The 21686-nt window shown below is 63.6% G+C and carries 25 protein-coding genes and 1 tRNA gene; 13 read left to right on the top strand and 13 right to left on the bottom strand.

Annotated features, from left to right (window positions below):
• Positions 1-196 (top strand): DUF84 family protein (locus tag RH858_RS08425; RefSeq protein ID WP_310561581.1); only part of this gene is annotated, 196 nt, incomplete at its 5' end.
• 299 nt (positions 197-495) lie between these two features.
• On the opposite strand, the gene RH858_RS08430 is transcribed toward RH858_RS08425, so the two are convergent.
• The 4 genes from RH858_RS08430 to RH858_RS08445 form a co-directional block, all read right to left on the bottom strand.
• Positions 496-972: a GIY-YIG nuclease family protein gene (locus tag RH858_RS08430; protein WP_259534020.1), complete on the bottom strand. Its 477-nt coding sequence runs from the start codon at positions 970-972 to the stop codon at positions 496-498.
• 20 nt (positions 973-992) lie between these two features.
• Positions 993-1448 (bottom strand): DUF393 domain-containing protein, encoded by a 456-nt coding sequence (locus tag RH858_RS08435; protein WP_259534019.1) that lies wholly within the window; start codon positions 1446-1448, stop codon positions 993-995.
• A gap of 65 nt (positions 1449-1513) precedes the next feature.
• Entirely contained in the window at positions 1514-1978 is a 465-nt protein-coding gene (locus RH858_RS08440; RefSeq protein ID WP_259534018.1) for a hypothetical protein, read from the bottom strand.
• Between the two features lie 17 nt (positions 1979-1995).
• Positions 1996-2535 (bottom strand): CBS domain-containing protein, encoded by a 540-nt coding sequence (locus RH858_RS08445; RefSeq protein WP_259534017.1) that lies wholly within the window; start codon positions 2533-2535, stop codon positions 1996-1998.
• A 98-nt stretch (positions 2536-2633) separates the two neighbouring features.
• Between RH858_RS08445 and RH858_RS08450 the strand changes: the two genes are divergently transcribed.
• From RH858_RS08450 to RH858_RS08470, 5 genes are all read left to right on the top strand, one after another.
• The gene (locus RH858_RS08450; protein ID WP_259534016.1) at positions 2634-3155 is read left to right on the top strand and encodes a multiprotein-bridging factor 1 family protein; all 522 of its coding nucleotides are present in this window, start codon (positions 2634-2636) and stop codon (positions 3153-3155) included.
• Positions 3156-3254: 99 nt separating this feature from the next.
• Positions 3255-4544, top strand: a complete 1290-nt coding sequence (locus tag RH858_RS08455) for an alanine--tRNA ligase-related protein (RefSeq protein ID WP_310561582.1) — start codon at positions 3255-3257, stop codon at positions 4542-4544.
• Positions 4545-4606: 62 nt separating this feature from the next.
• Complete coding sequence (locus tag RH858_RS08460; RefSeq protein ID WP_259534014.1) at positions 4607-5755, top strand: acyl-CoA dehydrogenase family protein; 1149 nt, start codon at positions 4607-4609, stop codon at positions 5753-5755.
• A 79-nt stretch (positions 5756-5834) separates the two neighbouring features.
• Positions 5835-6413 carry a GNAT family N-acetyltransferase gene (locus tag RH858_RS08465; RefSeq protein ID WP_259534013.1) on the top strand — a complete coding sequence of 193 codons (579 nt, stop codon included), beginning with the start codon at positions 5835-5837 and terminating at the stop codon, positions 6411-6413.
• 68 nt (positions 6414-6481) lie between these two features.
• Positions 6482-6552, top strand: a tRNA-Gly gene (locus RH858_RS08470).
• Between the two features lie 321 nt (positions 6553-6873).
• Here RH858_RS08470 and RH858_RS08475 read toward each other — a convergent pair.
• Positions 6874-7704, bottom strand: a complete 831-nt coding sequence (locus RH858_RS08475) for an LLM class flavin-dependent oxidoreductase (RefSeq protein ID WP_310561583.1) — start codon at positions 7702-7704, stop codon at positions 6874-6876.
• Positions 7705-8156: 452 nt separating this feature from the next.
• On the opposite strand from RH858_RS08475, the gene RH858_RS08480 reads away from it, so the two are divergent.
• Both RH858_RS08480 and RH858_RS08485 read left to right on the top strand, forming a co-directional pair.
• Positions 8157-9989: an acyl-CoA dehydrogenase family protein gene (locus RH858_RS08480; protein WP_310561584.1), complete on the top strand. Its 1833-nt coding sequence runs from the start codon at positions 8157-8159 to the stop codon at positions 9987-9989.
• Positions 9990-10192: 203 nt separating this feature from the next.
• A complete protein-coding gene (locus tag RH858_RS08485) occupies positions 10193-10387 on the top strand; it encodes a cold-shock protein (protein ID WP_259534011.1) in 195 nt (64 codons plus the stop codon).
• A gap of 8 nt (positions 10388-10395) precedes the next feature.
• Here the strand turns inward: RH858_RS08485 and RH858_RS08490 are convergent, their stop codons facing one another.
• Entirely contained in the window at positions 10396-10785 is a 390-nt protein-coding gene (locus RH858_RS08490) for a helix-turn-helix domain-containing protein (protein ID WP_259534010.1), read from the bottom strand.
• A gap of 201 nt (positions 10786-10986) precedes the next feature.
• Entirely contained in the window at positions 10987-11670 is a 684-nt protein-coding gene (locus RH858_RS08495) for a helix-turn-helix domain-containing protein (RefSeq protein ID WP_310561585.1), read from the bottom strand.
• A gap of 124 nt (positions 11671-11794) precedes the next feature.
• Here RH858_RS08495 and RH858_RS08500 point away from each other — a divergent pair, with 124 nt between their 5' ends.
• Entirely contained in the window at positions 11795-11941 is a 147-nt protein-coding gene (locus RH858_RS08500) for a hypothetical protein (RefSeq protein WP_259534008.1), read from the top strand.
• 260 nt (positions 11942-12201) lie between these two features.
• On the opposite strand, the gene RH858_RS08505 is transcribed toward RH858_RS08500, so the two are convergent.
• Positions 12202-12477: an amphi-Trp domain-containing protein gene (locus tag RH858_RS08505; protein ID WP_259534007.1), complete on the bottom strand. Its 276-nt coding sequence runs from the start codon at positions 12475-12477 to the stop codon at positions 12202-12204.
• A gap of 219 nt (positions 12478-12696) precedes the next feature.
• Here RH858_RS08505 and RH858_RS08510 point away from each other — a divergent pair, with 219 nt between their 5' ends.
• Positions 12697-12969: a PadR family transcriptional regulator gene (locus RH858_RS08510; RefSeq protein ID WP_259534006.1), complete on the top strand. Its 273-nt coding sequence runs from the start codon at positions 12697-12699 to the stop codon at positions 12967-12969.
• Positions 12970-13022: 53 nt separating this feature from the next.
• Here RH858_RS08510 and RH858_RS08515 read toward each other — a convergent pair whose 3' ends face one another.
• A complete protein-coding gene (locus tag RH858_RS08515) occupies positions 13023-14297 on the bottom strand; it encodes an AI-2E family transporter (protein WP_259534005.1) in 1275 nt (424 codons plus the stop codon).
• Between the two features lie 133 nt (positions 14298-14430).
• On the opposite strand from RH858_RS08515, the gene RH858_RS08520 reads away from it, so the two are divergent.
• The 3 genes from RH858_RS08520 to RH858_RS08530 all read left to right on the top strand — a co-directional run bounded on the left by RH858_RS08520 (position 14431) and on the right by RH858_RS08530 (position 18318).
• Positions 14431-15732, top strand: coding sequence for an MgtC/SapB family protein (locus RH858_RS08520; RefSeq protein ID WP_310561586.1), 1302 nt, complete (start codon positions 14431-14433; stop codon positions 15730-15732).
• A gap of 109 nt (positions 15733-15841) precedes the next feature.
• Complete coding sequence (locus RH858_RS08525; RefSeq protein ID WP_310561587.1) at positions 15842-17182, top strand: aminotransferase class III-fold pyridoxal phosphate-dependent enzyme; 1341 nt, start codon at positions 15842-15844, stop codon at positions 17180-17182.
• A 155-nt stretch (positions 17183-17337) separates the two neighbouring features.
• A complete protein-coding gene (locus RH858_RS08530) occupies positions 17338-18318 on the top strand; it encodes an AIR synthase family protein (RefSeq protein WP_310561588.1) in 981 nt (326 codons plus the stop codon).
• Between the two features lie 190 nt (positions 18319-18508).
• On the opposite strand, the gene RH858_RS08535 is transcribed toward RH858_RS08530, so the two are convergent.
• From RH858_RS08535 to RH858_RS08550, 4 genes are all read right to left on the bottom strand, one after another.
• Complete coding sequence (locus RH858_RS08535; RefSeq protein ID WP_310561589.1) at positions 18509-18904, bottom strand: PIN domain-containing protein; 396 nt, start codon at positions 18902-18904, stop codon at positions 18509-18511.
• Positions 18901-19149 carry a hypothetical protein gene (locus RH858_RS08540; RefSeq protein WP_310561590.1) on the bottom strand — a complete coding sequence of 83 codons (249 nt, stop codon included), beginning with the start codon at positions 19147-19149 and terminating at the stop codon, positions 18901-18903. The genes RH858_RS08535 and RH858_RS08540 overlap by 4 nt, the downstream gene beginning before the upstream one ends.
• A gap of 216 nt (positions 19150-19365) precedes the next feature.
• A complete protein-coding gene (locus RH858_RS08545) occupies positions 19366-19689 on the bottom strand; it encodes a hypothetical protein (protein WP_310561591.1) in 324 nt (107 codons plus the stop codon).
• 93 nt (positions 19690-19782) lie between these two features.
• Positions 19783-21378 (bottom strand): S8 family serine peptidase, encoded by a 1596-nt coding sequence (locus tag RH858_RS08550; protein WP_310561592.1) that lies wholly within the window; start codon positions 21376-21378, stop codon positions 19783-19785.
• Positions 21379-21686: the final 308 nt, after the last annotated feature.

A 21686-nucleotide genomic window follows, 5' to 3' on the forward strand; every position in this document is an offset into this window, starting at 1 on the left:
GACGCGGATCGCCGACCGGATCGACGCCGGCGAGGAGCTGGGGCCGGTGATGGACGACGTCCTGGGAACCAGCGAAATCGCCAAAAAGCAGGGCGCTGCGGGTGTGTTCACCGGCGGCAGGGTCGACCGCGCCGAGGCGCTCTCGCAGGCGGTCGCCGGGGCGCTGGGACCGTTCGTCTGTTCGCTGTACGAGTAGCGCCCGGACGTGTGGTATATATCTACCCTTGAATACGGCTACTAAACATAAATAAAAGGGAACAGTTTAGTAGTAGTTTCACAGCCTGATACGATTTGCAACAGATAACGTAAATACGAAGAATACCATGTTCACCGATGCCGGGGTGCCTCTGACATCCGGCAGTCGACGACGGGACGTTCTTCCCGACCGCCCTGTCGTTCCCGGCGTGCGATCGTTTGCCCGGACGATCGCGTCTCCAAGCGCCGACCGGCCGGGCTGTGTGCCCGACACCCGGTCGCGTCGGTAGTTTTCAGGTATCACTCGAATCGCTCGACAGTGACGGCTGCAGCATCGACGGCTTCGGCGTGGACTGTTTGCACTTCTCGGCGCGCGGCGTCGAAATCCTCCCGGGAGACGAGGTGGCTCGGGCAGTCGCAGTCGGACGCCCCGAACCCGGGAATCGGTCCGTCGCCGAGCCGGCCGGCGACGGTGCACTCGACGTCCTCGCCGTGGGCTTTGACGACTGCCGAAAGCGACGTCGCGGGATGGCCGAGCAGGTAATCGACGTGCCAGTGCCGTGCGTCGCTCTCGCCCTCGGCGAGCCGTCGATGTCTGTCGATCCGGCTGAACCCGCCCGTGCCGAACGCGCTTCCCGTGTAACAGTAGACGGGCGCGTCGAACCGCTGCTCGCCCAGCGCGCCGACGTCGGTCTCGAACCGATCGTCGACGTCGACGAGGAGCGTGTACGTTCCGTTCGACGGAAGTTTCCCCTCCGTCCGACTCCGTCCGGTCATCGTCGACGGTCGGTCCCGCGCTACCGTAGTTCCTCCGGCATCGCCTCGCGTGCGGCGGCCGCGAGCGCGTCGAACTGCTGCGCCGCCGGCTCCTCGATCCGGTACTCCTCGTGATACGGATCCGCCTCGCGGTCGCGGCCGCTGGCGCGACCGACAGCGGAGGCGATCCGCTCGTAGTTGTCCCGAAGCAGCGATCCGACCAGGTTGGGGGTGCCCGCCCGGTCGGCGAGCTCCCGGGCCGCAGCCCGGCCCGCGTAGACGCGGCCCTCGTCGGCGTCGACGAGCACCATCGCGAAGGGCGCCTCCCCGAACTGCGCCGCCAGGAACTCTTGGGCGTCATCGTCGTACCACGAGACCACCGCGACGTCATCGAGCCGGCGGACTGCCGTCGCCGCGATCGAACAGTACGGACACTCGCCGTCGTAGATGAGGACTGTCCGTTCCTCGGATCTCTCCTCTGCCCCCGGATCGTCCATGCGGAAACTACGGGCGCTGGACGGATAAGTCGCTCAGGTGATCGACCGCTCGTCCGGGCCGTCACTCAGGTAATTGCCTCGTACGTCTCCGGGTCCTCTCCGGACGTCAGCGACAGCGCGGTGATCGCCACTACGTCCCGGACCGTCCGGGCGGAGTCGATGTCGGGTGCGAGCAGCCGGGGGGTATCCTGCCAGTCGTCGTCGAACTCGTCGTCGTGGCCTCGATCGATCTCCGCACAGACGAAGCCGACCAGACCGTCCAGCGTCGGCCCGATCTCGATGCACGCCCGGTGGCCGTCCCCTCCTGTCGCCAGCACGTGTGTCGTGTCGTCCGGGAACCCTGCCGCCTCGATTACGGGTCCGAGCGGAACGCCGGCCCAGCGGCCGGTGACGATCCGGCCGGTGTGACAGTGGATCGTAAACCGTCGGGACTCCCAGCCGTACTTCTCGCGCACTGTGGGCGTGTTCGAAAGCAGTATCGTCCGGTCGCCCCGGACCGTCACCGTCGCAGTCGGGCTGTCGCGTGTCATTGGTCTCGAGGAGTCGCTCACGAGAGGTGGGCGGCAATGTCGGCCTCGGTGATGATTCCGACGGCTTCGCCCCCCTCGGTGACGACGACCGCCTTGTAGTGGTCCAGCAGGTTGCGAATCTCGTCGACGGTCACGTCCTGTGACACCGTCGGGAACGATTCGCTCATAATCTCGCTTACGGGTTCGTTTCCGACGTTCCCGCCGGCGTGGATGACGTCGCTCTGGCTGATCGAACCGACCGGCACGCCGTTTTGCAACACCGGCAGCTGGGAGTACGCCTCCCGCTCCATCAGGTCGACTGCCTCGCTTACGGCGTCGTCCGGCTCGACGCTCACCACGGACTCGTGCATCAGGTCCTTTGCACGAACGACCTCCCCTTCCGCCTCGTCGAGGGCGGCCACGATCCGTCGGAGCGTCGACAGTCGTGGGTCGACGTCTCCGCCTTCGATCCGGGCGATGAGCGGCTGTGAAACTCCGGCGGCGTCTGCGAGTTCGCTCTGGGTGAGTTCGAGCTCGGTCCGCCGCTCGCGCAAGTCCTGCGGCGTCGGCAGTTCCATGTCCGTAAATAACCAGGAGTTATTGATAAGGGTTTGGGCTGCGGTGTCGCCGTGTCCGGCGACCGACCCTTTAAAAGGACGGGCGCGTACCCCGACACATGGCCAAGTATTCCACGGGCGGGGGTGGCGGCGGCGGCGACGGCGACGCCTGCGAACTGTGCGGGCGGGAGACGGGGAATCTCCGACTCGCCAACGTCGCCGGCGCGGAGCTTCTGGTGTGTCGCGACTGTGAACCGCACGGCAGCAACCGCAAGCAGACCGAAAAGAAACACGAGCGGGAAGGCTCTCGGGACGACGACGGGCCCAGCCGGAAGAAGCGGGCGGCCCAGCGGGCGGCCAAAATGTACGACGCCGGCAAGGGCGATTCGAGCCACTGGGAAAAGGAGGGCACTGATTACGAGAAAGACCGGCTGCCGTATCTCCTCTCCGACTACGGCGAGCGCGCCGAGCGCGCCAGGCAGGACGCCGGGCTCCGCATCGAAGAACTCGCCGCAGAGCTCGACGTCGACGAGGACGACCTCCTGGCGATCGAACAGGGCCGTGCCGCCCGCGCGAACGTCGGCGGGTCCGTCGTCCGCGCGGTCGAAGAACACCTCGACGTGGAACTGGTCGACGAGTAGCCGTCTCGTCCCGCCGGGTCCCGTCGGAAGCAGCGCCGGGCTCCGGCAGGTACCGCCATCGCGGACAGTTTTATCGAACCGGACCACGTTCCGACGGACATGACCGGCTCTCGCGCACCCGAAGACCCGTCGGTTCGATCGTTCTCCGCCACCGTCGACCGCGTCACCGACGACGCGGTCGTGCTGGACGAGACGTACTTTTATGCCGCCTCCGGCGGCCAGCCCGCCGACCGGGGCTTCATCGACGGAACCGAAGTGACCGACGTCCGGGACGTCGACGGCGAGGTTCACCACGGTGTCGCCTCACCGGAGGACGGTCTCGCATCCACCTTCGAGCCCGGCCAGGAGGTCGAATGTATCGTCGACGACACGTTCCGCACGTACTGTATGCGCGCCCACACGGCGAGTCACGTGCTGTACGGCGCCGGGCGGCGGCTGTTTGACGACCTGGGATACGGTGGCTTCGACATCGACGACAGGAAGGTTCGGGTCGACTTCGCGACGCCCTCCGACGTCGACGACGAGGCGCTCGTCGAACTCGAGCGGTTGACCAACCGGGCGGTGTGGGACTCGCTTCCGGTGTCGTGGGGTGAAGTCGACGTGGAGACCGCCCGCGACCACGAGTCGGTGGCGTTCAACACCAAAACCGAGGAGGGTGTCATGGCCGGTGCCGACACCGTCCGGATCGTCACCGTCGGCGGCGACACGCAGGGGAACCTCGGCGATGTCGACCCCGAGGAGGCAGTCGAGGCGCTCGCGCTCGACGGCTCGGCGTGGGACGCCGCCGCCTGTGGAGGGACCCACGTGTCGAACACAGCCGAAATCGGGCCAGTAGAGGTGCTCTCGCGGTCGAACCCCGGCGAGGGGCTCACACGAATCGAGTTCGCGGTCGGGCCCGTTGGGATCCAGCGGGACGCGACGGTCCACCGGGCAGCGCTGTCTGCCGCCCGGGAGGTCGACGTCGGGGTCGAGGAACTGCCGGAGGCGGTCGCCCGGCTGGCGGACGAAAACGAGGAGCTGTCCGCAGAGCTCGAGTCGCTGAAAGGGGACGTACTCGACGCCCGGCTCTCGTCGCTCGAGACGATCGATCGGGACGGCGACCGGTGGCGAATCGGCGCGGTCGACGGGTTCGGTCCCAACGAGGTCGGCGACCGGCTCCAGGCACGGATCACAGGCGGGGACGACGCCCCGGACGTCGCGGCGGTCGTCGGCGACGGCGACGCGCCGTTCGTCGTGGTGGCGACCGACGGCACTCCCGCAGCTGGCGACGTCGTCGAGGAGATCACCGATCGGTTCGGCGGGGGCGGGGGTGGCGGTCCGACGTTCGCTCAGGGGGGCGGCCTCGACGCCGACCCGGAGGACGTCCTCGCCTGGCTGCGCGGCGAGTGACCTGAGATCGGAGTCTGCGTTCGGGGAGTGAGTTTTTTCTTCGCCGGAGCGAAACGGCGCCCATGTCACTGCCACCCAGCGACTCGGCGCTCACCGACGAACAGCGGGCGATCCGGGACCTGGTTTTCGAGTTCGCGTCCGAGGAGATCCGGCCGGGCGCCCGGGAGGCCGACGCGACCGAGACGTTTCCCGAGGACGTCTGGGACGGGCTCGCCGAGCTGGATCTCACCGGGTTGACAGTCCCCGAGGAGTACGGCGGATTCGACGCCGACCGCCTCACCTACAGCGTCGTCAACGAGGGCGTGGCCTACGGGCAGCTGGCGGTCGCGACCGCACTGTCGGTTCACTGTCTGGCGACCTCCTGTATCGCGACGTTCGGCACCGAGGCCCAGCGCGAGCGGTGGCTCCCCGAGATGGTCGACGGCCGGCCGGTCGGCGCGTTCGCGCTCTCGGAGCCCCACGCCGGCTCCAACCCCGCCGAGATGTCGACAGTCGCCCGACGAGACGGTGACGAGTACGTCCTCGACGGCGAGAAGATGTGGATCACCAACGGCGAGCGGGCGGGGGTGTACGTCGTCTTCGCGAAGACCGACCGGGACGACCCCGGAAGCGTCACGCAGTTCCTGGTCCCCGGCGACACGCCGGGGGTGACCGTCGGCAAGAAAGAGGAGAAGCTCGGGTTGCGCGCTTCGGACACGACATCGCTGGGGTTCGACGGGGCGCGGATCCCGGCCGAGAACCGCCTCACAGAAGAGGGGAAGGGGCTGTCGGCGGCGTTCCGGATTCTCACGGGCGGTCGGATCGGCATCGCCGCCCAGTCGGTGGGGCTGGCACAGGCGGCGTTCGACGAAGCGCAGGAGTACGCGGGGGAACGCGAGCAGTTCGGCGGTCCGATCGCGGACATCCAGGCGATCCGGCACAAGTTCTCCGAGATGGCGACCCGGATCGCCGCCTCGCGGCTGCTGGTCCGGGAGGCGGCCCGGCAGGCGGACGCCGGCGAGGACAACCGGGTCGCGGCGTCGATGGCGAAGTACCACGCCAGCGAGACCGCGATGGCAGTCACGAACGAGGCGGTCCAGATCCACGGCGGCTACGGCTACACCACCGAATTCGACGTCGAGCGCCTCTATCGCGACGCCAAAATCACCGAAATATACGAGGGAACCACGGAGATTCAAAAGGAAATCATCGCCCGGGGCGTGCTCGAGTAGCCTCGGCCGGGGTGGGACGGCGGGGGTCGACGGTTCGAGTCCCACAAACGATTTCTCCCGTGGGGGAGTTAGGTGTACCATGTACGTCCGCGATGCGCGAAACCGGGAGGAGGTCTGGCTTCTGGACCACATCGAGGCGATGGGCCTGGACGACGCCGCGTTCCGGTCGCGCGATTACGTCATCGCGGTCGACGAGGAGTCCAACGACAGGGCGGGGTTCGGGCGGATCCGGATCCACAAGGAACCCGACGCCTGCGAGATCACGGGGATCGGCGTACTCGACGGCTGGCGCGACCAGGGCGTCGGCGCCCACGTGATCGAGCGGCTCCTCCAGAAAGCCGGCGACGAAGGGTTCGAGGAAGTCTACTCGCTCACGGATCAGCCGGAGTATCTCGTCCAGTTCGGCTTCGAGTTCGCGGATCCCGGGGAGCTCCCGGCGCCGATCGCCGAGCGAATCAGCGAAAAGCGCGAGACGGTGAGCGACGAGGTGCAGCCGCTCCGGATCGACGTCGACGGGTTCGAGATGCCCGACCGGCTCCGCGAGCGGTTCAAGTCGGCTGCAGAGCGCGACGCCGAGGATGAGGGTCCCGAAGAGACCCCGGAAGACTTCGGCATCGACCCCGACGAGGCCACTTATAAGTACGATCCACGCGGTTGACGCCCGTTATCGGGGGCGGAACCGGAAAGAGTAACACCCTTAAACCGCGACCGGCTGGTTGTACGTGAGCGCCGGTGGTCTAGTGGTAGGACCTGAGCCTTCCAAGCTCATGGCCCGGGTTCAAATCCCGGCCGGCGCATTCCTGCGGCGAGCAACACCGCGAGCCGCAGGAATGCGCCGGCCGTAGTCCCACTCGCACTGCTCGCGGGACTCCCGGCCGGCGCATACGACGGCTACCCGTCGAATTGTTTTTTTTTTTCGGTGCTCTCGGGAGTGACCAAACATGAGAGTCGACGCTTAGGATCCCGGTCCAAGAGCGGATCCCGACGTCATCGTGGGACGCGTAATCGGCTTCAACAACTCGAAGAAGGTGGTGAACTCGCGAGGAAGGAGATCGGAGGACGTATTCGAGTGTGGTGGATTATACAGCCGCTGTATCGAAGGCGAAGCTCAGGGAACCTCAGTCCTTACGCGGCCCCTCGCGGATGCGCTCCGCAACGGCATTTAGGTCCCCGCCGAGATCGGTCGCCAGCTGCCAGGTCGCCCCCAATTCCGCTGCGGTCTCGGCGAAGGCCGTAGGGTCCTCGCTGGGGACTGTCGGCAACACGACCTCACCCGGTTCGTCGGCGACATCGCGGTAGAACGCCAAGGCGTCCCGCACCTCCTCCTCGGGGGACCCCGTCTCCTCCTCGCCGTGGGGTCCCGCTTCGGCATCGATGAGCGATGGGAAGAACGGCATGATGCCGTCCCAGCGAGCTCCGCGGTGGATGGGTTTCTTGTTCGGCCACCAGCACCCCAGCAAGATGGGCACGTGTGGTTCCTGGAGTGGAGTTGGGTGAACCTCCGCATCGTCAAGTTGGAAGTACTTCCCATCGTAGCTGAACGGTTCCCCGGTCCAGAGACCGGTAACGATGTCGAGCGTCTCGTCAAGCCGCTCGCCGCGCTCGCGGGGCTCGTAGGGCATTCCGTAGTCGTCGTAATCGTCGCTGTTCCCGATTCCGGCACCGAGAATGATGCGGCCTCCCGAGAGCCGGTCGAGGGTTCCAACCTCCTGTGCGACCTGCCAGGGTTGGCGCCGGGGCAACGGAACGACCCACGTGCCCAAGCGGATCGTTTCGGTCTGTGCGGCAATGCCCGCCAGTACAATCCACGGATCAGGGTGCTCCGTAAAAGGAAGCGAGTCGCTGACGAACACTCCGTCCCAGCCAGACTCCTCGGCGAGAACTCCGAGTTCGACCATCCGCGCCGTGTCTATCTCGTCACTTGCCGTTATCCAGACACCGTTTTGCATACTACGAGCTACTCTTTGTGAGTATATACGTCTCGTGGGCCGTTTATACGGTTTCACGAGGATTTGGACGTATCCTCCACTACCGATCAGATCATCCTCGCCACCACTCCACCAGAGAGAAACCCGTGCTGCATAGATCCTCTATATTGGTCACTTCAGTTTCAATGGTCTTGCAATATGCTCCCCCCGGAGAATATGAATACTATTGCTAATTCTTCTAGACGATACTTCGTTTTGCAATTAGCTTGAATCTATGTAACCGGACGATCGGCCCACCAGGTGGCCGATCGCCCGTAACTCGCTATAATAATCAGTGTGAGTGCTATACACGACAGACCGTTCTCCGGCTGTGGTGGGATCGAGAACCGGAGGTCGAATCAGGGTAAACGAGGGTGAACTTTCCAGGGATTCACCAATATTCATCATCACTGTGTGTGTTGGTATTGTAACACATGGATGGTCCACCGTTCGAGTACGCCGACTACGAGGAGGGGAGAAACGTCAACTACTGGCGGTTGAACCCGGCGTTGCAGGCGGCGGCACGCCGGGTGTATCCGGACGAGGAGTTCGAGTGGGCAAACGAACGCCTCGAGGAGTTCGGCGGGGTAGTTGGGCACACGATCGCGGACAACGCGGACCTGATCGACGAACACGGGCCCGAGCTCCGAACCTACGACAAACACGGCGACCTGCTGAACGAGGTTCGGTATCATCCAAAACAGTTCGAGAACGAGGAGCTGATCTACGAGCGCGGAATCCTGGCCGATGCGTTCGAACCACCGCCGGGTCGGGACGAACCGCTGGGGTTGCTCCACACACTGACGATGCAGTTGTTGCTGTCGTACGCCGACACCGGTCTGGTCTGTTCCCAGTCGATGACCGTCGGGGCGGCGCTGGTGCTCCGAAACCACGATCACGGGAACCACTACGAGGAGTACTTCGAGGAGCTCACCGCCCGGGAATACGACGAGGTCATCGAAGGGGGAATGTTCTTGACAGAAGAGCAGGGCGGAAGCGATGTCGGGGCCACCGAGACGGTCGCGGAACCCGTTGGCGTTCCCCGCGAAGGAGAGGGTAGCGAAACCGACGACGCTGACGGGATCGAGACCGACGACTCGATCGAGGCGCGGACCTACGAGCTCACCGGCGAGAAGTGGTTTTGCTCCAACATCGACGCCCAGGGGACGCTCGCTCTCGCCCGACGCCCGGGCGCCCCCGAGGGCACGAAGGGGCTATCGCTGTTTCTGGTCCCGCACGAGCTCCCGGGCGGCGAGTTGAACCCCCAGATCTATCGACGACTCAAGGACAAACTCGGCACCGAGAGCGTCCCCACCGGCGAGGTAGAGTTCGACGGGACGGTCGGGTATCTCGTCGGGGAGCCCGAGCGGGGGTTCAAATACATGACGACGATGCTGAACTGGGAGCGGGTCACGAACTCCGTGGGCGCGGTCGGGATCATCGGGCGACTCCTACTGGAGAGCAAGATCCACGCCGCAAACAGGGAGGCGTTCGGGCAGCCGATCGGGGAGTTCCCGCTTTTACAGCGCGACCTCGTCGAGATGGCGGTCACCCACGAGGCGGCGCTTTCGTTCGCGATGGAGGCCGCCCGGTGGTTCGACCGGTACGAACGCGACCACGGCGACGACCGCGCGTTCCGGCTCATGCGGCTCCTCGTTCCGGTGTCGAAACACGTGACCACCCGCGCCGCCGTCGACACCGCCTCCTACGCGATGGAGATCCAGGGGGGCAACGGCTACGTCCGCGAGTTCGTTACCCACCGGCTCTACCGTGACGTCCAGGCGCTCCCCATCTGGGAGGGGACGGCCAACATCCTCTCGCTGGACGTCCTCCGGGCGATGGAGAAGGAACGCGCCCACGAGGAACTGCTCCCGCTCGTCGAGGGGTATCTCGACGACGTCGACCACCCGCTCCTGGCGGAGCAGGTAAAGGCGGTGCGCGGAGAGTTCCGCGAGCTTCAGGAGGCGCTCGTGGCGCTCGCGACCGCGGACGGCGACTACGCGCAACACGAGGCGAAGGAAGTGACCGAGTACGTGTACGACGTGGTCTCCGCCACCCTGCTTTTGTCGCGCGCCCAGCGATCGCTGGCGGAGCGCGAGGACGCACGGGGGGCCGTCGTCGCCCGACTGTTCATCGAGGAGACGTTCTCCGAGTCGGACGCCCGGGGTGTCACGACCGGAGAGGCACTCCCGATGCAGTATTTCGATGCGGTCGTCCGGTACGACAGCGTCGATCCCGACCGGCTGGTAGAGTCGTCGTTCGGGTGACGGATCTGGGGGGCCGGGAATTCGCAGAACCTCGAAACACTCGGCGTTCAATGACCGGTCGAACGAGTTTGTGATAGAGAACCCAACAAACGAGAAAATACACATTAAAATACGACGTTTAGTGAATATCTGTTTGAAATATAGCCGATTTTGAAAATGAATACGGAACCCTTATGCGTGTCACCGACCTTTGTCTATTTGCAATGGCAAACGGAACGGTTGATTTCTTCAACGACACGGGCGGTTACGGTTTCATCGCGACTGAGGACTCCGACGACGACGTTTTCTTCCACATGGAGGATGTCGGCGGCGAAGATCTGACGGAGGGACAGGAGATCGAATTCGATATCGAACAGGCCCCCAAGGGCCCGCGCGCAACGAACGTCGTTCGCGTTTAATCACGGTTTCAATCGTCGCCTCGCGGCGACACTGACTGATTGCGGTTTTCTTCGACACATGAGTCGATTAGCTCTATCATCATCTTGCGTTCGAGGGCTCTGAGTCGCTGAGAGACGGCCGACTTGCTCACGCCGAGTTCGTCGGCGACGTCACCCAGATCGGCTTCCTTCGGTTTCTGATAGTATCCCATTCGAACGGCCAGTCTCGCCGCTTCCATCTGTTTGGCGGTGACCTCGTCCACGCTGAGGGTGCACGGTCTGGGTCCGGTTTCTCCGAGCGAGTCGACGGTAAACGTCACGTCGTCGACAGCGCCGGTGAGATACTGGAAAATTTTTTGGCCCGCCTCGCGGTTCGGCACGGAGACGGTCATCTCGAACGGTGACGATTTACCACTCATTGTTCGGCTCTCTGACGGCAGTCGGCAGTTGACGTGGCCGTTCGGGATCGTTTTTGCCTCTCGCGTTCCGAGGCCGCGGTACCACGCTCGGTACGGAGATCGTCTGTTCTCATAGTCGTTCATACGGACCGACCGACGATAGGTGACACTCCGGACTTATGAAGGCTTTAAGTAACGGACGGGGTGTTCCGTCGAGGTCGTCTAGCGTTCTTCGTTCCAGCAGTCACACCCGCAGGAAAGCTGTCGGATGACGTTCGCCTCAGCACGCTGCAGTCGCTGGGAGAGCGCAGACTTGGAGATGCTCATCTCCGTCGCCAGCTCCTCGAGGGGGACTTTCGTGTCCGGATCGTAGTAGCCGGCCTGTTTGGCCCGATGGACCGCCTCGCGCTGCTTTGGCGTCAGTGCCGAGACGTCGATCGTGCAAGTTTCGGGGTATTCGAGCCGCTCCGTGGAGGTGATCGACCGGACGACAACCCGATTGCACCGTTCGCGCACGTCGCTTACGATCGAGGAGACTGTTTCGGTGTCCGGGACGTACGTCTCCATCACGAACGATCCGTCGCCGATCCGAAGGTACCGCGGGATACAGCCGTACTTGACGAAGACGATTCCGGGACAGTGATCGCAGATACTGTTCGAGAAGTATTTGGTTTCGGTCTGTTCACCGTCCTCGGTTTGTTTCTGAACGCCGATGTCACACTGGCAGTCTCCGTCGTCGAACCGAACGTCGATGTCGACGATGTTGCCGTCGGCGTAATCCATGGTACACGGTCCGCCACGTTCGATCTCGAGTTCGACGCGGAGTCTCCTGTTTTCCATCGACGGTGGTTCCTCTCCCGCCTCCGTGGTGGTTTCATCGCGGGCCAGCTGGGGGGCGCCACTCATGATGCACCCTACGTCTTCGCGACTTAAGCCACGTCTCTTTGTTCTTACTGGCTGAGAACCAGCCGAGACCGGGGCGTCGTGGCCGCCGGGGAAACTTGAACTGACTCCCGCCCCGAATCGGCGTATGCGCGAGGAAGACGAGATCAGGGAGCAGTACGAGTTTCTCGAAGAGCAACTCGAAAGCGAGGAGATGCGTCACGAAGGGGTCAGACAGATGTTCACATACTACAAACGGGCGCTGGGATGGGTGCTCGAAGAGGAGTACATCTAGCGGCGACATCCGACACTGCCCTTCGACACTGAACGGGATGGCCGGTCGTCGGTCGGATACTGGTTGGCCGCGGATCGGATACCAGTCGGTTCAAAACCCCTTCGGGGTTCCCAGCCGTCGAACACTGGCGACATCTTTAAGTCGATCCCATCGGTAGAATCGGGTGACGCTTCGCTTGGAGGGCCGAAGCGTCAGCGGGGACCAATTTAGGGCGGCACAGCCGCGATCTTTCGCGGCTTGCTACCTTTTCGAACGATCGATCACTCGATGGAGAGCGACTCGTCCGTCTCGGGAGCGCCTTCCGGCCACTCCAGTTCGAACTCGACGCTCAACTCGGCGGGACCGCTTCCGGTTTCTCGTTCCGCCTTGACCTCGAAGGTCGGCCGCGGCGGTACCTCGAGGGTGACCGACTGGTCGCCGGCCGCAAGCGTCACCGGCTCGCCGGTCTCGAGTTTGTCGGCAACCGATCTGAGCATCGCCGCGATCTCGGACCGCTCTGTGCGCCGTTCCGTCGAGAAGATCACTTCTTCGGGCATGTCTGAATGGTGGATCTGCGACAAGATAAATTCATGCTCTCGGAGAGATTCACTCTGGAGTGGCCAACCTTTCTGCCGATAGTATATCTGTTTTACATGAATCTCTATTTCGATAACACAGCAGTAGCACCACTCTATCCACAGTTACCTGGCTATACTCAAATCCGAGTCGACATCTTTATTGATATGCGATATTGTATCTATAGCTGGATATAACCGATGTACGATCTGACAGGCTTTCAGCGAGACCTGCTGTACGTCATCGCGGGACTCGACGAACCGCACGGACTCGCCATCAAAGAGGAACTGGAGAACTACTACGAAAAGGAGATCCACCACGGGCGGCTGTACCCCAACCTCGACACACTCGTCGACAAAGGCCTCGTCGAGAAGGGCCAACGCGACCGCCGGACCAACTACTACACGCTGACGCGCCGCGGTCGACGGGAGATCGAGGCGCGTCAGGAGTGGGAAGCGCAGTACATCGACTAACCGACTCGAACGCTCGAATCGACCCGATCGGCAGTCAACTCCCGATCGCCCGGCTACTCTTCGGTATTGCTGTTTTCTTCGGACCCTTCGCCGTCGTCGATTTCGTCCCCGTCGTCGGCTGTTCCGTCGCCAGAGCTCTCGTCATCAGGAACCGCTTCCGAACCGGCGCCTCCGGCGGTGTCTCCGGGTTCCTCTCGTCCGATGTCGGCTGCGGAGACGACGTACGGATCCACGGGGGGCGGTTCGGGGGAATCCTCGCCGAGTTTCGTGGGTAGAACGATCCTCGCAAACTGGACGACGAGTACCAGCAGTATCGGCAGCAGGAACAGCCCGTACCAGCCGAAAAGCAGCGGGCCGAGCGTGTACGCCAGCATCACTGCCCCGACGTGGAGGCTCCGTCCGGAGACGTACGGTCGCAAGATCAGGTCTGGAATGCTGTCGACGAACACGAACGAGACGACGAGAAACAGCCCCACGAACCACAGCGTCTCCGTTCCGACTAGGAACGCCGCCCGGAGCCCCAGATAGATCGCCACCGGAACGTACACCAGCTTCATGCCCACGACGGGAATGAGGCTGGCGACGCCGGCGATCAGTCCCAGAAGCGCCGCCGCGGGGATCGCAACGCCGGCGGGAGCGAACCCGTTCAGTCCGGAGAAGACGATCGCGGCGATCGCGCCGGTGATGAACGCGTTGAGGATGTTGCCGAAGAAGATCGACCGGAGATCGTAGTCGACCGCACGGAGGTACGCCCGCAGGGTCCCCTCCTCGTCGTCGAACGTCTCGAGCACCCATGCGACCAGCTTTCGATCGTCTCGGAGGAGGTAAAACGCCAGCACCACCATCACGAACAGCTGGATCAGCGCCACCGCCAGCACCAGGGCGGTGTCGGCGACCGAGGTGAGCGACTCCAGGAGCCGTACCGGGAGATCGCCCGTAAGTAGCTCTTCCCCCAGTCTGTCCAGCAGCGCACCCGGATCGTCGATCTCTTCGAGGAGGCGCCCCAGTTCGGGGTACGCACCGAGATCTACGCCGGGAATCTCCCGGAGTTCCTGGATCTCGCGGATCGCGATCGCGACCGCGTAGCCGACCACGAGGATCGCCGGCAGCGCGAGCACGAGGAGTGCGACTGCGGCTGCGACGGTCGGATGTCCGGTTCGGACGACGATCCGGCGGTACACCGGCCGCGTCGCGTAGTACAGGAAAAGACCGAACACGAAGACCCCGACGAAGGAAGCGACCACGTAGCCGATGAGGGCGAAAAGCAGGAGACCGAACGCGAGCCAGCCGTACTCCGACGGCGTCGATGCTCCCTGCAGCCGTGACATACACACTGTGGCGGCCACGTGATGCAAAAGACTGCCGGCACACCATCGTCCGTTCGGATCCGAACACACCGAATTCAGTATATATTTCTATATAGTACAATATATGTATCCGGAGATCCTCTCTCCACCCGAGATGAGTATCGTCGTAACGCCCGCCCAGGTGTTCTTCGGGGTGCCCTTCGAAGAGCCCGTGGTCCGTATCGGGCTGGCGGCAGCACTGGGGCTGTTTCTCGGGCTCGAACGGGAGTGGTCCGACAAGGCGGCCGGCATTCGAACGTTCTCCTTGACCGCGATCCTGGGTGCGGTGTTCACCGTCGTTGCGACCGACGGTGCCATCGGAGAACTGCTCCCGGTCGTCGGCGGGCTCCTCGTGATCGTGATCGGGGCGTTGTTGTCCATCGAGGGACTCACCAACGTCGACTCGAACGGCGAGGACCCGCTGGCGCTCACGACGGCGGTTTCGCTCATGGTCGCCTATGGGGTCGGCGTACTCGTCGCTCTCGGATTCATTCTCGAGGGGATCACCGTCGCCGTGGTGTCGTCGGCGCTACTGGTGCTCAAACGTGAACTCCACGGACTCGCCGGCAACCTCTCCCGGCGGGAGCTCCGCTCGACGACGGAATTTGCCATCCTCGCGTTCGTGATTTATCCGCTGTTGCCGCCGGGACAGATGGAGTTTCTGGGCGTGCCCCTGGAGCCACGGATCGCCTGGCTGCTCGTCGTGTCGGTCGCAGGGATCGGGATCGTGAACTACGCGCTCGTTCGCTCGTACGGCGGTCGCGGGATCGCCGTCACCGGCTTCTTCGGCGGGCTCGCTTCGTCGGCGGCGGTCGTCGGCGCAATGTTGGATCACGTCCGCCAGCAGCCCGAGGGGATCCAGTACGGCGTCGCGGGTGTACTGCTGGCAAACGCCGCGATGGCGCTGCGAAACCTGGCGCTCGCGCTGGTGTTCACCTTCGGCGCCGCCGGTCCGCTGTTGATCGACGCGGTCGTCCCGCTGGGGATCATCGTCGTCGGGAGCGTTCTCGTCGCGTACGTCGTCGCCGACTGGTCGGCCGAGATCGAGATGGAACTCGAAAGTCCGTTCTCGCTGAAAAACGCGCTGGCGTTCGGCTCGGTGTTCCTGTTCATCCTGGCCGGCTCGTCGGTCGCGGAAGCGCAGTTCGGAACCAGCGGACTGTACGCGAGCGCGCTGATTTCGGGGCTCGTCTCCTCGGCGGGTGTGACTACCTCGGCGGTGCTGCTGTTCCGCGGGGGAACCATCACCACGACGGAGACGGTCGTCGCGATCCTGCTGGCGACTGCAGCGAGCATCGTCGTCAAGGCGGCGCTCGCGACCGGCGGCCCCCGGGAGTTCGCTCGGCGGGTCGCGCTCTGGAGCGGGATCACCCTCCTCGTCGCCGGGATTGGAACCGTTCTGATCATCGTGGTCTGATGTCGACAGACGGGTGTTCGGGAGGAGGGCCCCTGGCCGGCCTCGCAATATTTTCCCGATCCGAAACGAATCGGGCGGATTTAACATCCCGCTGGTGGTGGATACACGTATGGATCGGGACACTGCCGAGCCACGGGTCGACGAGTTGCCGGGAGAGCGAGCAGAACAGTGGGTTGAGTATCACCACGAGTTCGCCGCCCCCAGCACGTACGTCTACGAGTTCGTGTGGGACCGCACGAGGCCGGCGGAAGGGCCGTTCTGTACCGACGTCGACGGCAACGTCCTCCTGGATTTCACGAGCCACGTCGCCGCCGCCCCGCTCGGATACAACAACCCGAAGATCATGGAGCCCCTCCGGGAGTTCGATCTGGTCGATCCACTGAAGATCGCGGGCCAGGACTTCTACGTCGCCGGCGGCGACGCGCCGGGCGAGGGGATCCCCGGCCCTTCGGAGCTGATGGATCGGCTCACCGACGCCACCGACCACTACGACATGGACACGGTGTTCCTCTCGAACTCCGGGGCGGAGGCGGTCGAAAACGCGCTCAAGATCTCGTACGACCACGCCGACGGCGCGAAGTACGGGATCACCTTCCAGGGTGCCTTCCACGGTCGGACGCTGGGTGCGCTGTCGCTCAACCGATCGAAGGAGGTGTACCGGCGTCGGTTCCCCGAAATCTCGTCGATTCACGACGTCCCGTTCTGTCAGGACCGCGACTGTACGGCCGAAACGTGTTCGTGTGGATTCTTCGTCGACGGCGTCTCCCGGCTTCGCGAGAAGCTTCACCCCGACCGGGGGTACATAAACCCCGAAGAGATCGCGTACCTCATCCTGGAGCCGATCCAGGGCGAGGGCGGCTACCGCTTCCCGAGCGACGCGTTCGCGGACGAGATCGCAGCGCTCACCGACGAGTACGACATCACGCTGGTCGCCGACGAGATCCAGTCGGGGGTCGGCCGCACCGGGAAGATGTGGGGTGCGGATCACTACGCGATCGAACCGGACGTCATCGCGAGCGCGAAGGCGCTGCGGGTCGGGGCGACGGTCTCCAGATCGGACGTGTTCCCCGACGAGCGGAGCCGGCTCTCCTCGACGTGGGGCGCCGGCGACATCCTCTCGTCGGCACAGGGGGCGCTCACGTTCGACGCGATCGAGGAGTACGACCTGCTCTCGAACGCCCGGACGAGGGGCCGACAGTTCCTCGAGACGATGCGGGACGCCGACCTCGCGGGCGTCGAGGACGTCCGCGGGAAGGGGCTGATGCTCGCCGTCGAGTTCGAGTCCAAGGAACTGCGCGACGAGGTCCACGAGGCCGCGTTCGCGCGGGGACTGTTGACGCTCTCCTGTGGGTACAAGGTGCTCCGGATCCTGCCGCCGCTGGACGTGACGGAACGCGAGATCGAAATCGGGTGTGACCTGCTGCAGAAGGCGGTCCGGGACGTGAGCTAGCGGCCGTCCGGAAACCTATTCGATTGAGAGACATTCAGGCTTTTCCAGACGAAGTCACACGGTTCAATGAGACGACGAGTCCGGGGACTACCGGGGACAGCGAAGTCGAAGAGTCCTTTTCAGTGCGCGTCGAACCGAACGGCAGTGACCGGACTGTGACCGGAAAACTCGACCCCGAGACCATCTCGCGGCTGGTGTACGGACGCACCGGCGCACCCGCGCCCGATCTGATTCAGGGTGCGGCGTTCGGCGAGGACACCGCCGCCGTGCCGATAGGTGACGAGATACTGGTGATCAACGCCGATCCCTGTTCGCTGGCCGCCGAGCACGTCGGCACGATCGCGGTCCACGTCGCCTGCAACGACGTCGCCGCCTCCGGCGCGCACCCGCGGTGGCTCACGAGCACGATTCTGCTTCCCGAAGCGGACGCCGTCGAGACGCTCGACCGGGTGACCGCCCAGCTCGATTCGGCGGCCCGGGAGGTCGGTGCCACCATCGTCGGCGGCCACACCGAACGCTCCGCGCAGCTGGATCGTCCCCTGCTCGCGATGACTGCCATGGGGTTGACCGACCGCTACGTCGCCACCGGCGGCGCCGAGCCGGGCGACCGGCTCCTGCTCACGAAGGGTGCCGGCGTGGAGGCCACCGGCATCATGGCGACCGACTTCCGGGCTGAGCTTTCGGGGGTCGTCGACGAGGCGACGATCGACCGCGCCGCCGACTTTTTCGACTGGCTCAGCGTCGTCCCGGACGCCGAGGCCGTGGGCCCGTTCGCAACCGCGATGCACGACCCGACAGAGGGCGGCGTGCTGGCGGGACTCGTCGAACTCGCGCTGGCGGGGGCGGTCCGGTGTGTGGTGTCGCGGGAGGACATCCTCGTCCGGGATGAGACGGCGGCGCTGGGGGACGCGCTCGGGGTCGACCCCCTCCGGACGTTCGGCTCCGGGGCCTTGCTCGCGTCTGTTCCCGAAGAGGCCGTCGGCGAGGCGCTTCGGGCCGCCGACGAGGCGGGGATCGAGGCCGCCGAAATCGGTCGCGTCGAGGGTGTCGAGAAGGGAGAAGACGCCGGCGTCGAGATCGACGGCGACCTCCTGACCGAGGTGCCGAGAGACGACATGTACGCGCTGTGGTCGTGACCGTTGTCGACTGAGTTCCCCCATGGGGATTACATCATTTCGGCGCTGTTGAAACCCTACGCAACTGACAGAACCGGCCTGCTGAATATAGAGACTGTAGTCAGCAGGTCTAACTCCAATACATCTGACCAGGTTGTCGCCCGAAGTCGTCGAAAAAGCGAAGTGAATCCTGTTTTTGTACGTGTGGGATTCAATAGGTTTCGACAGTCGCACCGAGAGCCTCGAAGTCTTCGACATTGTCCGTTAGGACCGCGTCGTCAAGGACATCGGCCATTGCGGCGATGTACCCGTCGTTCGCCCCGACGCCGGCGTTCCCTCCCACACGGTCATCTGTCGCCGCGAGTAGTTCACCGGCTTTCCGCGCGATCTCTTCGTCAACATCGATGCGGGGGTACCCGAGGATGCGATTGCGTACCTCCTGTTCCGTGGTGTTACTGCGAGCCGTGGCGACGCCGTAGTAGGCCTCAGCGACCACCGGAGTCGGTAACCACTGCATCTCGCCGTTCTCGACGAGTTCCGTGCCCTTCGAGAACGCGTCCGGGTCCTCAGCCATCAGGTCGAAGAGATACGAGGAATCGATAATCATTCCCCCGCGTCCTCGCTTTCGAAGGCGCTGCGGGCGGCATCAAGCCGATCGCGGTCACCCCTGCGCAGACGGTTCACCGCTTCCTTGGCGTTCTCGGCTTCTTGTTCGGTCAGGAGGCCGGCAACGTCGCTCGGATGAGGGCCACGCGTCATCCGGCGGAGCGTCTCCTCCATCGTCTCGTCGCCCTCCTTGTGGGCGCTGAGCCACTCGTGGTACTCCTCTGAGACTCGAATAGTTTTGACCATGAGATATATTGGGATATATGGGATAAAGAGTCTTATGGGGCTATTTTCGGTCGTGTTCACCAGGACTGCTGTAACCTGTCAGCGGTTGAGGGGTTCAACAAGGCCATTATTTCACGTATCCCATGGGTGGATACCCTTCCCGAACCACCCACCTGCAATACACGACCCCGCAACCATCGCAACTTAAAAGCCCCCGATCGAGTCCCCCGCACCGGACTACATCTGATACCGGCGTTCGTCGTCCCGCTGGGGGAACTGGTCGGCGCCGGTCATCTCGTCGTAGGTCATGCCGGCGAGATACTCGTCGTAGGTTACATCGTACGACTGCCGGAGGTGAAAGTCGAGGTCGCCGGTGTCGACCGTCGATCGGAAGAGGGCGTGGATCCCGCGCCGGATCAGTTCGTCGGTGTCCTTGCTGTCGAAGACGGCGGCGAGCATCGCGAGTTCGTTTTTCGTCTCCCGGTCGAGTTCGAGCGGGTACTCGTCGTCGAGGTCGCCGTATTCTGCAGTGATGTCGTCCGTGAGGTCGTCGAGTCCCATGTTCGTCAGGGGGACCGCGCGTCGGATACGGGTTTCGAACTCGCGTCTCAATTTTAGACTATCGAATGGAAATCGATAGGGTTCCGGACGTTATTATGGCGGTCCGCCGGCGTTTCCGGGACCATTTCCACTGTCGCTACCGCCTCCTGAACCGGCTATTTCTTCGACCGTGTTGAGAGCGTTTATCCGTCCAGCACCGAGGACGGGATCGCTTCGCCCGGTACCGCTCTCGGCGCCCTTCTTGATGTAGCTCTCGACTTGCGAGGGGTTGGCGTCCGGATCGAGTTCGCGCACGAGCGCGACGAGGCCTGCCGTATTCGGCGCCGACATCGACGTTCCGGCCTTCCAGCCGTACGGTGCGCCCTCGTTGAGTGGCGACGTCGTCGAGAACACGAGATTGAACGGATACGGCCAGGCGGGGCTCTCGAATTCGATGACTTCTGCGACTTCCTCCGGATCGAAGACGACGTTTCCGTCCTCGTCCAGCCAGAGTTCGCCCTCGTCCCCTTCCTCGAGTGGATGTTCGCTTCTCCGGAGCGGTGCTCCTGCAAACACCCACTCTCGGATTCCGAAGAGGGTCTTCAACGACGTTTCGTACGCACCCCCGCCCGCACCAACGTCGATCTCGCTCGTTCCGTAGTTCGAGAAGAAGGCCCGTTTGTCGTTCGGACCAAGCGCGCTGATGCTCATCGCCCCTTTGGTACTGTTTGGCAGGGAGAAAAGCCCCTGTCGCTGGAGGTCGGTGTCGGCGTTCCCGGCACTGGCGACCACGACGGTACCGCGGTTGACGGCCGAGCGAACGACCAGTTCGTACGCGAGTTTTATTGTTCTGAGCTCCTCGTCTCGATGGACTCGGGGATGGAAGGGCGGTGTTCCGAGACTGAGGTTCACAGCGTCGACACCTTGTTCCGCTCCATACTCAATCGCATTCCAGATGTCTGCCGACGTGGTGGTCAAGTTCCAATCGGGGTCCTCGTCTTCGTCACTGACATCCTCCCACCAGAATACTCGATACGAGTGGAGGTCTGCTCCGGGCGCGACGCCCTGAACGCCGGTTCCGAAACCATTGAATCCTGCCTCGGGATCCGCCGCGGCGATTCCGGCGACGTGGGTACCGTGGCCCTGCACGTCAGAGGCGACGTTCTGATCGACGCGCTGGATCGGATCTTCTCCCGGATCGTTGACGACAATGTCTTCACCTTCTCCGGACAGCACCTCTCCAAACTTGAACAATCGTCCCGCGTCTTCATCCAGGTTCGGAGTGAGATCCGGATGCGAGTAATCGATACCGGTGTCGATGATTCCGATCTGGGTACCTTCACCGGTCGCGATATCGTTCGCTGCCACCGTCTCACTGTTCTGTTTGTCCCACAGGTTCTCGTACCAGTCCGACTTGACGCCGCCAGTCTCCCCGTGATCTTCGACCAGTTCGGTCCGTGCAGGTTCCTCCAGTTCGAACCGCACGTCCCGGGCGGCTTCCTGCACGCCGCCGAGTCCCCGGAGGGTTTCCCCCTCGCCTTCGGGACCGTGGACGACGAGCACGTCGCCTTCCGCGAGTACCTGCCTGATTTCGAATCCCTCTCGTTCCAGTCTCCGCGCAGTACCGTTTCCGCTCGGAATCACGATGTACTGCGCTCGGCCGTCGCTCGCGGTCGCCTGTCCCGCGAACGAAAGGGAGAGTCCTGCCACACCGATACCTTTCAGAAGTGAGCGTCTATCTAGTCTCATGGTAACTACCCTCGTGAGGGCGGTGGATACCTAGGACTACTATCATATGAATATTCACCTCATACTCTCGATGCGGGATTGGTGACTGCCGTGTTCTCGATCTACTGTTTCTCGTGAGGTTCAAAAACCACGTTCGAGAAAGCCCAACTATCGGTGAGTAAAGGACGAATGATCACCTGCTGCTCGGGTCGACGGTCGACTGTGTCCGGACCGTCTCTGGCGAGTTGGTGCATCCGTTCCGGGTTGTCGAGTTCAGGCCGAACTCGACC

This window comes from Halalkaliarchaeum sp. AArc-GB (genome assembly GCF_031432225.1).
Lineage (GTDB): Archaea > Halobacteriota > Halobacteria > Halobacteriales > Haloferacaceae > Halalkaliarchaeum.

What these genes read in the sequence shown, in the direction of transcription:
- RH858_RS08450 (WP_259534016.1), top strand. Translation starts at nt 2,634, where the DNA reads ATGGCCAAGTATTCCACGGGCGGGGGTGGCGGCGGCGGCGACGGCGAC.
- RH858_RS08495 (WP_310561585.1), bottom strand. Translation starts at nt 11,670, where the DNA reads ATGAGTGGCGCCCCCCAGCTGGCCCGCGATGAAACCACCACGGAGGCG.
- RH858_RS08430 (WP_259534020.1), bottom strand. Translation starts at nt 972, where the DNA reads ATGACCGGACGGAGTCGGACGGAGGGGAAACTTCCGTCGAACGGAACG.
- RH858_RS08485 (WP_259534011.1), top strand. Translation starts at nt 10,193, where the DNA reads ATGGCAAACGGAACGGTTGATTTCTTCAACGACACGGGCGGTTACGGT.
- RH858_RS08490 (WP_259534010.1), bottom strand. Translation starts at nt 10,785, where the DNA reads ATGAGTGGTAAATCGTCACCGTTCGAGATGACCGTCTCCGTGCCGAAC.
- RH858_RS08540 (WP_310561590.1), bottom strand. Translation starts at nt 19,149, where the DNA reads ATGGTCAAAACTATTCGAGTCTCAGAGGAGTACCACGAGTGGCTCAGC.
- RH858_RS08465 (WP_259534013.1), top strand. Translation starts at nt 5,835, where the DNA reads ATGTACGTCCGCGATGCGCGAAACCGGGAGGAGGTCTGGCTTCTGGAC.
- RH858_RS08455 (WP_310561582.1), top strand. Translation starts at nt 3,255, where the DNA reads ATGACCGGCTCTCGCGCACCCGAAGACCCGTCGGTTCGATCGTTCTCC.
- RH858_RS08480 (WP_310561584.1), top strand. Translation starts at nt 8,157, where the DNA reads ATGGATGGTCCACCGTTCGAGTACGCCGACTACGAGGAGGGGAGAAAC.
- RH858_RS08500 (WP_259534008.1), top strand. Translation starts at nt 11,795, where the DNA reads ATGCGCGAGGAAGACGAGATCAGGGAGCAGTACGAGTTTCTCGAAGAG.
- RH858_RS08525 (WP_310561587.1), top strand. Translation starts at nt 15,842, where the DNA reads ATGGATCGGGACACTGCCGAGCCACGGGTCGACGAGTTGCCGGGAGAG.
- RH858_RS08445 (WP_259534017.1), bottom strand. Translation starts at nt 2,535, where the DNA reads ATGGAACTGCCGACGCCGCAGGACTTGCGCGAGCGGCGGACCGAGCTC.
- RH858_RS08505 (WP_259534007.1), bottom strand. Translation starts at nt 12,477, where the DNA reads ATGCCCGAAGAAGTGATCTTCTCGACGGAACGGCGCACAGAGCGGTCC.
- RH858_RS08545 (WP_310561591.1), bottom strand. Translation starts at nt 19,689, where the DNA reads ATGGGACTCGACGACCTCACGGACGACATCACTGCAGAATACGGCGAC.
- RH858_RS08510 (WP_259534006.1), top strand. Translation starts at nt 12,697, where the DNA reads ATGTACGATCTGACAGGCTTTCAGCGAGACCTGCTGTACGTCATCGCG.
- RH858_RS08475 (WP_310561583.1), bottom strand. Translation starts at nt 7,704, where the DNA reads ATGCAAAACGGTGTCTGGATAACGGCAAGTGACGAGATAGACACGGCG.
- RH858_RS08435 (WP_259534019.1), bottom strand. Translation starts at nt 1,448, where the DNA reads ATGGACGATCCGGGGGCAGAGGAGAGATCCGAGGAACGGACAGTCCTC.
- RH858_RS08535 (WP_310561589.1), bottom strand. Translation starts at nt 18,904, where the DNA reads ATGATTATCGATTCCTCGTATCTCTTCGACCTGATGGCTGAGGACCCG.
- RH858_RS08515 (WP_259534005.1), bottom strand. Translation starts at nt 14,297, where the DNA reads ATGTCACGGCTGCAGGGAGCATCGACGCCGTCGGAGTACGGCTGGCTC.
- RH858_RS08460 (WP_259534014.1), top strand. Translation starts at nt 4,607, where the DNA reads ATGTCACTGCCACCCAGCGACTCGGCGCTCACCGACGAACAGCGGGCG.
- RH858_RS08520 (WP_310561586.1), top strand. Translation starts at nt 14,431, where the DNA reads ATGAGTATCGTCGTAACGCCCGCCCAGGTGTTCTTCGGGGTGCCCTTC.
- RH858_RS08440 (WP_259534018.1), bottom strand. Translation starts at nt 1,978, where the DNA reads ATGACACGCGACAGCCCGACTGCGACGGTGACGGTCCGGGGCGACCGG.